Annotated in this window: 12 protein-coding genes; 4 read left to right on the top strand and 8 right to left on the bottom strand. The window is 60.4% G+C overall.

Annotation, left to right across the window (positions count from 1 at the left end):
- The 3 genes from ACIN8IBEIGE_RS16410 to recQ form a co-directional block, all read right to left on the bottom strand.
- Nucleotides 1-1,017: a DUF2804 domain-containing protein gene (locus ACIN8IBEIGE_RS16410; RefSeq protein ID WP_090387528.1), complete on the bottom strand. Its 1,017-nt coding sequence runs from the start codon at nt 1,015-1,017 to the stop codon at nt 1-3.
- A 211-nt stretch (nt 1,018-1,228) separates the two neighbouring features.
- Nucleotides 1,229-2,392, bottom strand: a complete 1,164-nt coding sequence (locus ACIN8IBEIGE_RS16415) for a diguanylate cyclase (RefSeq protein WP_160015592.1) — start codon at nt 2,390-2,392, stop codon at nt 1,229-1,231.
- 87 nt (nt 2,393-2,479) lie between these two features.
- Entirely contained in the window at nt 2,480-4,606 is a 2,127-nt protein-coding gene (gene recQ, locus ACIN8IBEIGE_RS16420) for a DNA helicase RecQ (RefSeq protein ID WP_160015593.1), read from the bottom strand.
- A gap of 166 nt (nt 4,607-4,772) precedes the next feature.
- Between recQ and ACIN8IBEIGE_RS16425 the strand changes: the two genes are divergently transcribed.
- From ACIN8IBEIGE_RS16425 to lapD, 4 genes are all read left to right on the top strand, one after another.
- On the top strand, nt 4,773-5,360 hold the full coding sequence (locus ACIN8IBEIGE_RS16425; RefSeq protein WP_160015594.1) for a YecA family protein: 588 nt from the start codon (nt 4,773-4,775) through the stop codon (nt 5,358-5,360).
- A gap of 9 nt (nt 5,361-5,369) precedes the next feature.
- Nucleotides 5,370-5,768: a YbaN family protein gene (locus tag ACIN8IBEIGE_RS16430; protein WP_160015595.1), complete on the top strand. Its 399-nt coding sequence runs from the start codon at nt 5,370-5,372 to the stop codon at nt 5,766-5,768.
- Nucleotides 5,769-5,859: 91 nt separating this feature from the next.
- Nucleotides 5,860-6,552 (top strand): cysteine protease LapG, encoded by a 693-nt coding sequence (lapG, locus tag ACIN8IBEIGE_RS16435; protein ID WP_160015596.1) that lies wholly within the window; start codon nt 5,860-5,862, stop codon nt 6,550-6,552.
- A gap of 9 nt (nt 6,553-6,561) precedes the next feature.
- Nucleotides 6,562-8,511 (top strand): cyclic di-GMP receptor LapD, encoded by a 1,950-nt coding sequence (lapD, locus tag ACIN8IBEIGE_RS16440; RefSeq protein WP_160015597.1) that lies wholly within the window; start codon nt 6,562-6,564, stop codon nt 8,509-8,511.
- Nucleotides 8,512-8,590: 79 nt separating this feature from the next.
- Here lapD and ACIN8IBEIGE_RS16445 read toward each other — a convergent pair whose 3' ends face one another.
- From ACIN8IBEIGE_RS16445 to fliS, 5 genes are all read right to left on the bottom strand, one after another.
- Nucleotides 8,591-9,997 (bottom strand): sigma-54 dependent transcriptional regulator, encoded by a 1,407-nt coding sequence (locus tag ACIN8IBEIGE_RS16445; protein WP_160015598.1) that lies wholly within the window; start codon nt 9,995-9,997, stop codon nt 8,591-8,593.
- 6 nt (nt 9,998-10,003) lie between these two features.
- On the bottom strand, nt 10,004-11,212 hold the full coding sequence (locus ACIN8IBEIGE_RS16450) for a PAS domain-containing sensor histidine kinase (protein ID WP_160015599.1): 1,209 nt from the start codon (nt 11,210-11,212) through the stop codon (nt 10,004-10,006).
- Between the two features lie 185 nt (nt 11,213-11,397).
- Nucleotides 11,398-12,870, bottom strand: a complete 1,473-nt coding sequence (locus ACIN8IBEIGE_RS16455) for a sigma-54 dependent transcriptional regulator (RefSeq protein WP_160015600.1) — start codon at nt 12,868-12,870, stop codon at nt 11,398-11,400.
- Nucleotides 12,871-13,112: 242 nt separating this feature from the next.
- Nucleotides 13,113-13,409 (bottom strand): flagellar protein FliT, encoded by a 297-nt coding sequence (locus ACIN8IBEIGE_RS16460; RefSeq protein ID WP_160015601.1) that lies wholly within the window; start codon nt 13,407-13,409, stop codon nt 13,113-13,115.
- Between the two features lie 27 nt (nt 13,410-13,436).
- On the bottom strand, nt 13,437-13,817 hold the full coding sequence (gene fliS / locus ACIN8IBEIGE_RS16465) for a flagellar export chaperone FliS (RefSeq protein WP_160015602.1): 381 nt from the start codon (nt 13,815-13,817) through the stop codon (nt 13,437-13,439).
- Between the last annotated feature and the right edge of the window lie 13 nt (nt 13,818-13,830).

Raw genomic sequence — 13,830 nt, forward strand, 5'->3', positions numbered from 1 at the left:
TCACCACTTTACATACTGATCTTCGACAAAGCCCCAGAGGTTGTCGATACGCACTTCGGGTCTACCAGTCGGGCGCAGCACGCCAGTGAACTGGCCGAATATCTGTTTGAAGTTACTCGCCAGCAGTCCCACGTTCAGCCGTTCCTTATGCAGGCCACGCCCTTCGAAGCGCAGCTCCACCTGACCGTCATAGGAGTTGATCAACCAGGGCTGCAGTGGCTGATCGCGATCAAAGGCAAAGCGCACCGTATCGACCTTGAGCAACTTGCCATCCAGCCAGAAGCAGTTTTCGGTAAAACTGCTTTCATTGACCCCGCAGGACAGGTTCAGCCCGACCCGCTGCTCGCCCGCCTGACCGGACAGACATGCCCAGTTCCAGTGAGTTTCCGGGCGCATATAACCGGCCGACCAGTCGTGGTGGGCAAATGCGCCGATCTGCGCCAGGTCGAAATCCCCCAGCGCACTGCGCACCTGCCCCGTGCAACGTACCCCCGCTACCTTCTGCGCATAGACCCAGCCATTGACCGCAGTCGGCGTGTTGATGCACATCGGCTGAAAAGCCGGCTGCTCTTCAGAAAAGCAGGCGTCGATACGGGTGCCGTCATCCAGCTCCACCAGCAGGCGCTTTTCCCGAGGCGAGGCGTTGTTCTCTAGGCGCAGCAGATTGCCGCCACTGCGCACCTCGCATACGCCCTGATCCGGGGTCTGCGAGAACTGGCTGCCAAAGCCCAGCGGCAGCTTGAACTGGCGCTCGATCATGCGCCCGCTGGCCGGATGGAACAGATAGACAAATCCCACGCCCAGCAGGCTGAGGTTGGCCAGCGCGCAGCCGCCAATCAGCTCATCACTGATCAGGCCGAAATACTGGAATTGGTGAAAGCGCCGCCACTTGGCCAGGGCACCCAACTTGCGCCCCATGGGCGAGCGGAAATCAAAATCGCGGTAATTGATCAGCCCCGGCGCGGCGGGAAAGATGCCGTAATGCGGCTGGCCGTTGGCCTGAATCAGTCGGTCCATGGGGCAATTCACTCAAGGAAACTGCCAGGGATGCTAGCACCGGGGTTCATCTGCCGACATTCACCACACGCGCCAAGCGCAGCGGCAAAATCGGCCACAACGGTGTAGGTTGGGTTGAGCTGCGCGAAGCCCAGCAGCGGTGTCCGGCCTAGCCTCGGCGTAACGCCCAGCATTGCCCGTTGGGCTTCGTCGCTGCACGCCTCAACCCAACCTACGCCACAACCTGATTGCGACCAAACGCCTTGGCCTCATATAGCGCGCGATCCGCATGCTCGTAGAGCTGCGCCAACGCCCCACCTGCAGCTGGCTGGATGCAGGAAATGCCAATCGACATGGTCAGCATGCTCGCCGTATCCGAGCCGGCATGTTCGATATCCAGGGTTTGCAGGGTCTGGCGCAGTGCTTCAGCGTGGTGCCGTGCTTCGACTTCGCCGATGTCATAGAGCAGCACGGCAAACTCTTCGCCGCCCAGGCGCACAGCCATGTCCAGTGGGCGTCGCGCGGCGTCCTGCAGCAGGCTGCCAATGCGTTGCAACACGTTATCGCCGGCCTGGTGGCCGTAGTGATCGTTGTAAGCCTTGAAGTGATCAACATCGCAGAGCAGCAGCGCCAGGCTGCGATGCTCACGCTGCGCCTGACGCCACAGGCGCTCGAATTGGCGGTTGAAGCTGCGCCGGTTGTGCAAGCCGGTCAGGCTGTCGTGATCGGCCAATACACGCATCAGGCGGCTGATCAGAAAATGCTCGCGCGACTTGAACTCCAGTAGATAACAACCCACCGCGCCCATCAGATTACCGAACAGCAGAAACAGGGTGTTATTGATCAGCCGAGGCACCGGCAAATCAGCCACCAGCAGTTCGACGCAGACGTAAACCAGCAGCACCAGCAAAGAGCAGCACAACGCTTCGATCAGGCGTAGCCCCGCCAGAAAATAAGCGGCCATGCAGACCAGCAACAACCCCTCATAGGGGTAGCTGGGATCAACCCGATGGGCAATGCCAACTACAAAGGACGCCGACGCTCCGAGGGCCAACAGACAGACCAGACTCAACGGCTGTAATAGGTAAGTGTGTTTGCGCTGAATCAGCAGCCCGCCGAACAGGCAGAGCAAGACTAAAACGGCAAGGCGGATGGCCAACATCCACCACACCTCGGGCGCCTTGATCAGGACGAAATCGAACGCGGCAAAGGCCAGCCACACCAGAATGCCCACGATCAAGGCAATGCGTTTGAGGTCGAAAGTGTCGTCACGCACATAGTTGCGATACTCCTGCTCCAACGGCCGGGAGAAACGCAATAGACGAAAGCCCAAGGCGAGCTGATCCGCGTAGGGGCTGGGGCGAACATCGTCTAGCCAGGCATGGGAAAGCGGCACCGGAACCTCTGCAGCTGGGTGGCTGAAAACACCTTAGTCGCTCGTACTCAGTGCCACAAGATGAACCGGCAGACAGAGGCAGGCCACTCAGGCCTCGAATTCCGCCTGCAAGGCCGCTCGCACGCAGTGCAGGATGCCCAGCTCAACCCGTCCGGCAAACTGCTCGCTGACCGCCGCTACCGGCGGCAGCTCACCCTCACCATCGAGGAAGGCATCCTGAATCTCGCCGAGCAATGCCTCGGGCACATCCAGCGCCTGCTCCAGGGACAATTGCTGACGGCCAATGGCTTCGGCCAGCAGGCCGTAGACATTCTTCTCGCTGCAGCTGAGCTGGCTGGCGATCTGCGCCGGGGTCATACCGGCACGAGCCAGGCTGACCAGCTCATGGCGCAAATCGACCACCGCACGCGGCGCCTCATCCTCCGCGCCAAGCACGGCCAGAAAAGCCTCGCCATAGCGCTCCAGTTTGCGCGCGCCAACGCCACTGACCCGCGCCATCTCGGCCAGGGTACTGGGCTTGCTGCGCAGCATCTCCAGCAAGGTGGCATCCGGGAAAATTACATAAGGCGGCACGCCATGCTCTTCCGCCAGCTTGCGGCGCAAGGCGCGCAGCGCTTCCCACTGGCCGCGCTCCTCGCCACGCACCAGTTGGCTGGCCGCGCTGCTGGAAGCCTTGGCGCTCTGCTGCGGTTTCAGATCGCGGCGCAGCTGCAAGCTGACCTCGCCCTTGAGCAAAGGCCGGCAACTGTCAGAAAGGCGCAGCCCACCAAAACCTTCGAGATCGACATCAGCCAGACCGCGCGCCACCAACTGGCGGAACAGCGAACGCCACTCACCTTCGGCCAGCGCCTTGCCGATGCCGAACACCGCCAGGTGCTGATGCCCCACGCCACGGATCTTCTCGTTGTCGCGACCAAGCAACACGTCAACCAGATGGCCGACGCCATAACGCTGGCCGGTGCGATAGATCGCCGACAGCGCCTGGCGCGCCGGCTCGGTGGCATCCCAGGTCTGCACACCGTCCATACAGTTGTCGCAATGGCCGCAGGGCTGCGGCATGTCCTCATCGAAATAGGCCAGCAGCGCCTGACGCCGACAGCGAGTTTCCTCGCACAACGCCAACATGGCATCGAGCTTGTGCTGCTCGACGCGCTTGTGGCGCTCGTCGCCTTCGGAGTTGTTGAGCATCTGCTTGAGGAAAATCACATCCTGCAGGCCGTAGGCCATCCAGGCATCCGCCGGCAAACCGTCACGGCCGGCGCGTCCGGTTTCCTGGTAATAGGCTTCCAGGGATTTCGGCAGATCAAGGTGAGCGACAAAGCGCACGTTCGGCTTATCGATGCCCATGCCGAAGGCGATGGTCGCGACCATGATCAGCCCTTCCTCGTTGAGAAAGCGCTTCTGGTGATAAGCGCGCAACTCATTGGCCAGGCCAGCGTGGTACGGCAACGCGGGGAAACCCTGCTCAGAAAGAAATGAGGCGACCTCCTCGACCTTCTTGCGCGACAGGCAATACACGATGCCAGCATCGCCCTTGCGCGCCGCGAGGAAGTTCAGCAACTGCTTGCGCGGCTGCTCCTTGGGCACGATGCGGTAGAAGATATTCGGCCGGTCGAAGCTCGACAGAAAACGCTCGGCATTCTGCAGATGCAGACGCTGAACGATTTCCTCGCGGGTGCGCATATCCGCCGTGGCGGTCAGGGCGATGCGTGGCACATTGGGGAACAGCTCGGCGAGCTGGCCCAGCTGCAGGTATTCCGGGCGGAAGTCATGCCCCCACTGCGATACGCAATGCGCCTCGTCGATGGCGAACAGGGCAATCTCGAGGTTCTGCAGAAAGCTCAGCATGCGCGGCTGCACCAGCCGCTCGGGGGCCAGGTAGAGCATCTTGATTTCGCCGCGTTTGATTCGCTCGGCGATCCCACGCTGCTCATCGGCGCTCAAGGTGGAATTCAGCGCCACCGCCGCCACACCCAGCTCATCCAGGGTGGCGACCTGATCGTCCATCAGCGCGATCAGCGGCGATACCACCACCGCCAGGCCTTGACGCAGCAGGGCCGGCACCTGGAAGCACAACGACTTGCCGCCACCAGTGGGCATCAATACCAGAGCATCACCGCCACTGGCCACGCGCTCGATAATTGCACCCTGACGGCCACGAAAGCTGTCGTAGCCGAATACGTCTTTGAGGATGCGCTGCGCGTGTTCGAGCATGAAAGGTCTCCGAAACAAGCCGCGCATTATACGCAAGTGCCGCTTGGGCACGCGCAGGCATGCTGGAGTTTGATCCGAATTTCACCAGCCATGGCCTGCGGCTATGGCCGCTGTGACCGCTCTAGACTAGAATTCAGCCTCGTTTACTCCCTCAAGGTAGCCCCCGATGTCCTTCGCCGAGCAACTCTCCCGCCTGCAAGCCTTCCTCGATGCCGATGAGCTGCATGAGGAGGCACTGGACTACATCGCCGCCCACGGCTACCTGACCGCCCTGTCGATCTGCCCGGAAAAGGTGCCAGAACGCGAGTGGATCGACGCGCTGTTCTCCGAAGCGCCGCATTACCGCAGTGATGCCGAGCGTGAAGAGATCGAAGCGACCCTGATCCAGCTGCAAAGTCATATCGCCCGCCAACTGGCCAGCGATGATGATCCGGAAGTGCCGTGCGAGCTCGACCTGGGCGAAGAGCCGGACGATTCCGATCTGCGCGGCTGGTGCATCGGCTTTATGGAAGGGGTGTTCCTGCGTGAAGCCGTGTGGTTCGACGACGCTGAAGATGAAGTCAGCGAACTGCTGTTGCCGATCATGGTCGGCTCCGGCCTGTTCGACGAACAGCCTGAGTTTGCCGAGATCGCCCGTGATCGCGACCTGGTTGACAGCATGGTCGAGCAGATCCCCGAGCTGCTGACCGCACTGTTCCTGCTGTGCAATGCGCCGGAAGAAAAGCCTGCCCTTCTGAAACCTCGCCACCACTAAGCACGCGCCATGGCGCGTGAGATTCAGGAGCAGCGCAACCCTGCCCTTCGCTATATTCTGCTGGCCATCGGCTGGCTGAGCGTAGCGCTGGGCGTGGTTGGCATTTTTCTCCCAGTCCTGCCTACCACGCCTTTTCTGCTGCTGGCGGCCGCCTGTTTTATGCGCAGCTCGAAGCGTTTCTACCTGTGGCTGGTCAATCACCGCCAGCTTGGCCCGTGGATCGTCGACTACCTCGAAGGTCAGGGTATTCCACTCAAGGGCAAGGTCTACGCCATCGGCCTAATGTGGCTGAGCATCGGCCTGTCGTGCTACCTGGTGCCACTGTTCTGGGCCAGGGCCTTTATGCTGACCAGCGCGGTACTGGTCAGCCTGTATATCCTCAGCCAGAAAACCCGGAACAACGTCTAAGCACCACGCCAGCCGACATTCGGTATATTCAGCGCGGCAAAAATCAGCAGCAACACCTAGACTTTCCCAATCTTCGGTCGAGGCGCGGTACATGCCACCCCGTCAGCTCACTCATGGATGGTTCAAGCGCCTCAACCGAGCGTTGCTGGGCGGCTGCATCCTGCTGATCGGCCTGGCCAGCGCCCTGGCCAACTGGGACTTCGGCGTGATCCTGAAAAATGCCGAAAACCGCTACGGCAACCTCGGCGCCGCCAAACAGCGCATCCAGGCCTGGGAAGCACAAATCAAGGCCAGTGGCAGCAGCAGCGAAAGAGACAAGCTCACTGAGGTCAATCGCTTCTTCAACCGGCAGATCCGCTTCACCGATGATATCCGCCTGTGGAAACAGAACGATTACTGGGCCACGCCCATCGAGATGCTGGTCAAGGGCTCTGGCGACTGTGAAGACTATTCCATCGCCAAATACTTCACCCTGCGCCGCCTCGGCATTCCCAGCGACAAGCTGCGCATCACTTACGTCAAGGCACTCAACTACAACCAGGCGCACATGGTGCTGACCTATTACGCCAGCCCCGGCGCCGAGCCATTGGTGCTGGACAACCTGATCAATGAAATAAAACCCGCCTCGCAGCGCAAAGACCTGCTGCCGGTCTACGCATTCAACGCCGAAGGGCTCTATCTCGCAGGCTCCAATAGCAAAAAGAGCGACTCCAAGAAGCTCTCGCGCTGGCAGGACATCTTGAAAAAAATGCGCACGGAGGGCTTCGCCATCGGCGAAGGCTAGGAGGAACCTATGTCTCTACTCAAGCAGCTATTTCTCGCCATCTGCCTGTTCCTGGTCGTGGCCTTTACTGGGAGTTTTATCGCCGGAGTGGAAAGCTCCCGCGAGCAACTGCTCAGCCAGCTGCGCTCCCACGCCCAGGACGCCGCAACCGCACTGGGCCTGTCGATGACGCCACACGTGGATGATCCGGCAATGATCGAACTGATGGTCAGCTCGATTTTCGACAGCGGCTACTTCACCAGCATCCGTGTGGTGCGCATCCCCAATGACGAAGTGATAGTCGAACGGCGCAGCGACGATGCCAGCGCCGAAACCGTCCCGGTCTGGTTTAGCGAGTTGGTCGACCTGCAGCCCCAGGGCGGCGATGCGCTGATCATGCGCGGCTGGGAACAGGCCGCGCGGGTCGAGGTGCTCAGCCACCCGCAATTCGCCCTGGCCAAACTCTGGGACAGCGCCATTGGCAGCCTGATCTGGCTACTGCTCTGCGGCCTGGTCAGCGCCATTCTCGGCGGCTGGCTGCTGCGCACCCAACTGCGCCCACTGGACAACATGGTGCAACAGGCCCAGGCCATCACCCGCCGCGAATTCCTCACCCTGCCCAAGGTGCCGCGCACCCCGGAGCTTAAACGCGTCGTCACCGCCATGAACCAGATGGTGGAAAAGCTGAAAACCCTGTTCGCCGAAGAAGCCGCGCGCAGCGAAAAACTGCGTGAAGAGGCCTATCAGGACAGCATCACCGGCCTGGCCAACCGCCGCCTGTTCGATATCCGTCTGGCCCACCAACTGGTGGTCAGTGAGCAGAATGCCGAAGGCTATCTGCTGCTGTTGCGGGTCAACGACCTCGGCGGGCTCAACCAGCGCCTCGGCGGCCAGCAGACCGACGCCCTGATTGCCGCCATCGGCGAACTGCTCAAACGCCTGCTCAACCAGACCAACCGCTCGGACTGGCTGGCCTCACGCAGCCGCGGCGGCGAATTCAGCCTGCTGGCCCCGGGAATCGGCAGTGAAGAAGCCGATCTGCTCGCCGGCGAGCTGCACACTGGCCTGGAAAGCCTACGCCAGACCGGCGCCAGCGACTGCACGCCGGTGGCCCATATGGGCATTGCCGCCTTCCGGCCAGGCGAGGAACCCGGCCAGGTCATTGGCCGAGCCGACCAGGCCCTGGCGCAAGCGCAGAACGACCCGAGTCGCGACTGGGTACGTCTGGATGATTACAACGCACAACCGACTCAGGGCTTGCACGAATGGCGCACCTGGATCGACGACGCGCTGAACAAGCGCAAGCTGCAGCTGTATTTCCAACCCGTCACGCAGTGTGCTGATCGCAATCGGCTGCTGCACCACAAGGTACTGGCGCGTCTGCTTGACCCACAAGGCGAAGCGATTGCCGCCGGCCGCTTCCTGCCCTGGATCGAACGCCTGGGCTGGACCGCGCGCTTTGACCTGGCCATGCTCGAACACAGCCTGGCGCACCTCAGCCAGCATGCGGCGCCACTGGCCCTCAGCCTCTCGGCCGCGACCCTGCGCGATAGCGAAACCCTCAAGCGCATGTTCGACATCCTCCGCCAGCACCCACAGCAGGCCAGCCTGCTGACTCTGGAAGTGGACGAACGCCATCTGCCGCCGGCGGCCGAGCTGGAAGCGCTTAGCCAGGGCGTCCGTGACACCGGCTTCAGCCTGGGTCTGCAGCACTTCGGCGGGCGTTTCAGCCTGATCGGCAACCTGACCCACCTGGGCCTCGCCTACCTGAAACTCGACGGCACCTATATCCGCGCTATCGATCAGGAAAGCGACAAACGCATGTTTATCGAGGCGGTGTTCCGCGCCACCAACAGCATCGACCTGCCATTGATTGCCGAGATGGTGGAGACCGAGGGCGAGCTGGCAGTGCTCAAGGAGCTGGGGCTGTACGGCGCAATGGGCCGCCTACTGGGCGCGCCGGAACCGTGGAAAGACTGATACGCCAACGCAAACGGGGTAGTCCGATTTACAGCCTACCCCGATCAAGTACAGCGCTTAGAGCCCGGCAAACAGCGGCTCAGCTGGCAAACAGATAACCTTCCACATCCATGCCTGCATCACGCATCTGCGCCAGTTTGTAGCGCAAGGTGCGTGGGCTGATGCCCAGGCGCTCGGCGGCTTCCTTGCGACGGCCACGCTCGGCACGCAGGGTATCGATAATCATCTGAAACTCATGCCGACGCAGATCATCGCCCAAGGCGCCAGCTTCTGCCGGTGAGGCGTCCTGCTGTGCAGGCGCACTATTGACTACCACTGCCAACAACGGTTGTGCGGGCGGCGTAACGGCCGAACCAATAGGTGCCAACAGACAGAGATCCTGCGGCTGAATCAGCCCGCCCTGCTGCAGAATCAGCGCACGCTGAATGGCGTTATCCAGTTCGCGCACATTGCCTGGCCAGCTATGGCTCATCAGGCTCATCTGCGCCTGCGGGGAAAGCCGAATCGGCGCGTGGTTCATTTTCTTCACATACTTGGCCAGCAAGCGTTCGGCCAACGGCACGATGTCCGCCGGACGCTCACGCAGTGGCCGCCAAGCCAGCGGAAAAACCGACAGGCGATAGTAGAGGTCCTCCCGGAAACGCCCCTCCGCCACTTCAGCGGCCAGATCGCGGTTACTGGTGGCCAGCACACGGATATCCAGGGTAATTGGCTTGCGCGCCCCCACCCGCTCCACCTCGCGCTCCTGCAGCACGCGCAACAGCTTGGCCTGCAAGCCCAGTGGCATTTCAGAAATTTCGTCGAGCAGAATGGTGCCACCTTCGGCCAGTTCGAACTTGCCCGGCGCGCTGGCGATTGCCCCGGTAAATGCACCTTTCTCGTGGCCAAACAGTGTGGCTTCGAGCATGTTGTCCGGAATCGCCGCGCAGTTAATAGCAATGAAGGGTTTGCTGCCACGTGGCGACTGCTGATGGATAAAACGCGCCAGCACCTCTTTACCGGTGCCGGACTCGCCGGTAATCAATACCGTCGAATCACTTTGCGCCACCCGTGTGGCCAGGGCCAGCAGCTGCACGCTGGCCGGTTCCTCAGCAACCGGACCGTCCTGCTCGCTGACAGAAACCCGGCCCAACGCATGCCGATCAACCAGCGTCAGTAAAGCTTTCGGCTCGAATGGCTTGACCAGGTAATCCGCTGCACCCTGGCGCATGGCATCCACTGCCCGCTCCACCGCGCCGAAAGCCGTCATCAGCAGCACCGGCAATTGTGGCTGGCTCTGGCGAATCTGCGCCAACAACTGGTGACCATCCATGCCGGGCATATTTACATCACTGACCACCAGGCCAAACGGCTCTTCGGCAATCGCCAGCAGCGCCGCTTCGGCACAATCCACCGCTCGGTAGTCATGCCCACCCAACACCAGGGTATCAGCCAGTGCCTCGCGCAATGCACGGTCATCTTCGACCAATAGAATTTTGCTCGCCATGGATGGTTACTCCTGAATCAAAGGGTGCGTAGCACCAAGCAGCGGCAAGGTGAGAATGGCGCACGTGCCACGTCCCGGCCGCGAACGCAGCTGCACATCGCCCTGATGGGCGCGCGCCACTGCCTTGACCACGGCCAGGCCAAGCCCGGTACCGGTGGTTTTGGTGGTAAAGAAGGGTTCGCCAAGCCGCGCCAGCGTCGCGCTATCGATGCCTGGACCGTTGTCGCTGATACACAGACGCAGCGTTTCACCGCGCTGGTAGAGATGAATTTTCAAGCGCGCCTCACGGCCGCCGGCCTGAATCGCGTTTTCGATCAGATTGAGCACGGTGCCCACCAGGGTGTCGCGGTTGCACAGCAACTCGCCCGCGCGGCTGTCGCATTGCCAGCGCACCTGCATATCCAGCACATGGGGCTCGGCGGCGCAGCGTAGCGCGTCAAACAGCGCCTTGGGTGCCAGACGATCCGGCAGCGGCAGCTCACCCCGGGCGAAGATCAACATGTCGCGCACCTGATGCTCCAACTCGTGCAGACGCTCTTTCAAGCGACCGGCAAAGCGCTGCTGCTGCTCAACCGGCAGCACCTGTTCAGTCAGATGACTGGCGTAGAGCAAAGCGGCAGAGAGCGGCGTACGAATCTGGTGAGCCAGAGAAGCGACCATACGACCGAGGGCCGACAAACGCTCGTGGCGAGACAGTTGATCCTGCAAGCGCCGGGTTTCTGTCAGATCAGTCAGCAGCACCAGCTGGCCAGGTTCGGCGTGCAATGAACGGGTGGCAATCGACAAGCGCCGGCCATCTTTCAGCGAGATTTCGTGGCCGTCATCCTCACGCGGGGCAAAGTTGCGCGCGATCACCTGGCGCCAGAGCATGCCCACCAGCGGCTGGCCAAGCAGATTACGCGCCACCGGATTGGCCTCACGCACCACACCCTGCCCGTCGATCACGATCACCCCACCGGGCAGCAGATCCAGCAGACTCTGCAGGCGGTGAGCCAGACGCTCTTTCTCGGCCAGCTCCTGCATGCGCTGAGCACTGACCAGCGCCAACTGGCCCTTGAGCTCAGTTACCCGCGCCTCCAGCATGCTGTAGCTGGTGCTGAGCTGAGTCGACATCTGGTTGAACAAGGCAAAAGCCTGTTCGAGCCCGGCACGGCTGGCCTGCTCCACAGGAGCGGGCGTTTCGGATTCTTCAGGGCGTTGGGCGTTAGCGTTCATGGTTCTCTCTCGCGCAGCGAGCCGTCATAAGACAGTCAGTTACAAGAGAGATAGCAATACCCGTGCCTGAAAAAATATCCTTTTAAATCAACGCCATAAAAAACAAAGCCGAAGGTTTCGTCAAACCTTCGGCTTTATTGGAGGGGCAAGCGCCAAGTCACTGACGATTGCCTGACACAGAAAGGTCAGTCGTCCAGTCCCTCATCATCACGCCGACTCATACCGTACTTGCGCATTTTCTCAACCAGGGTGGTGCGGCGAATGCGCAAGCGCTCGGCGGCACGCGCGACCACACCGCTTGCATCATCCAGGGCTTGCTGAATCAGACCCTGCTCAAGGTTGCCCAGATAGTCCTTCAGGTCCAAGCCTTCCGGCGGCAGCATGGCCATCGAATCCACACCCGGCAGGCCGGCCAGGATCGTGGCACGCTCATCCAGCTCATCACGCAGACTCGCCACCATGCTCTCGTCTTCATCATCAACATGGCGGAATTTCTTCGGCAGCTCACCAACACCAATCACGCCATAGGGATGCATGATCGCCATGCGCTCGACCAGGTTCGCCAGCTCGCGCACGTTACCCGCCCAGTCATGCCGGCACAGCGACATGATCGCCGCCGAGTTGAAACGGATAGAACCCCGCTTCTCGAACTCCATGCGCGAGATCAGCTCATTCATCAGCAGCGGAATATCCTCGATGCGCTCACGCAACGGGGCCATCTCGATCGGGAAGACGTTGAGGCGGTAATACAGATCCTCACGGAAGCTGCCGTCCTCAATCATTTTTTCGAGGTTTTTGTGGGTAGCCGCAATGATTCGTACATCGGCGCTCTGGGTCTTGTTACTGCCCACGCGCTCGAAGGTGCGCTCCTGCAATACGCGTAGCAGCTTTACCTGCATCGGCAGTGGCATGTCGCCGATTTCATCGAGAAACAGAGTGCCGCCATTGGCCAGCTCAAAACGCCCAGCCCGGCTGGTGATCGCACCGGTAAATGCACCCTTCTCGTGGCCGAACAGTTCGCTCTCAAGCAACTCGGCAGGAATCGCGCCGCAGTTGACCGGCACGAACGGCGCCTCACGACGCTTGGAGTGGTAATGCAGATTGCGCGCGACCACTTCCTTGCCCGTACCCGACTCACCAAGGATCAATACGCTGGCCTCGGTATCAGCCACCTGCTGCATCATCTGCCGCACTTGCTGAATGGCTCGACTGGTGCCGACCAGACTACGGAACAAATTGGTCTCACGCTGACGGCCACGTTCGCGGGCCTGATCGTACATCTCGCGGTAAACCTGGGCACGATGCAGAGAATCGAGCAGCTTGTTGTAGCTCATCGGCATTTCCAGCGTCGCCAGCACACCACGGCGCTGTTCTTCCGGCCACTCAGCCGCAACCTGATCGTTGATCAGCAGCGTCGGCAGAAACTCATCCCAGACGGCAAGCTGTTTAAGCATTTCCAGCACGCCACCTTTGGCTTTCACCTCGCCAAGCAACACGCTGAGCACTTCACGACTGGACGCCAACTCTGCAACGTATTGACGCCAATTCTGGCTATCGCAGGCCAGATGATCTTCACCGAGAAAATTCAAAATTACCGTCAGGTCACGACGGCGCTCGCTGTTATCGTCAATCAGGAGAATTTTGGTTTCACGCCACATAATTTATTTACTGATCCTGGAGTGAAAAACGCGCCCGCCGCCCAAACACCACTCGAACTAGCGCCGGCAATTGGCCACTAGTTAAGTCAATTTTTTGTTAATAGTCAATTTTATGGCGTGCTTTTTATTATGTCCGCCAAGCAGACTAAGCAGCTGTTTAATAAAGAAGGGAAAAGATCGTGGCAGAGCACAGGCCAACACCAGAAGGTCGACACTGAATAGCATCGACCGAAAACAGCTAATCAACCGAACAGCTGATACACCTTGGCGCCTTGTTGCGACTGATTGAGCTGAACAAGCTCATGAGCCAAGCGCTGCTGTTCGGCTTGGCAAACGTTAACCAGCTCGCGATAAAGATCCAGCAACTCCTGCATACGCGCACGCAGGGTTTCTTCATCACTGGCGGACTCGACCATGGCCTCGTCAACAGCCTGGCGGCACTGCAGATCCAGCTCGCCAATAGCGGCCCAATCCTGAGTAGCCAGCGCAGTACGCAAAGCGCTGCCGGTTTCTTCTAGACGCTGCACGGATGAACTCATAAACAATTCCTCAGGCGGGAAACAGCATCACTCCGCGATGGCATCCCAGCCGGCTTTTACATTGCGAAGCAGGCCTGCAACCTCATCCAGCGGCGCTATTTCATTCTGCACATTGGCATCAATCAAACGCGAGGTCATGTACTCATACAGGCTATCAAGATTGGCAGCTACTTCACCGCCCTTCTCCAGGTTAAGGCCTTCACGCAAGCCGCCAATTATGCCGATGGCTTTACTGATCAGCTCGCCCTTGAGAGCGACTTGATTGCGCTCCACAGCCCCACGCGCTTGGGCTAAACGGGTGAGCCCACCCTCCATCAACATCTGGATCAGCCGATGCGGGCTGGCTTCAATAGCCTGCGCCTGAGTGTTGACGGTTTGATACTGCTTGAGGGCCGCCATCGCGTTCATCGTTGTTCTCGCT

The sequence above is a fragment of the Pseudomonas sp. 8BK genome (genome assembly GCF_902506475.1).
Lineage (GTDB): Bacteria > Pseudomonadota > Gammaproteobacteria > Pseudomonadales > Pseudomonadaceae > Aquipseudomonas > Aquipseudomonas anguilliseptica.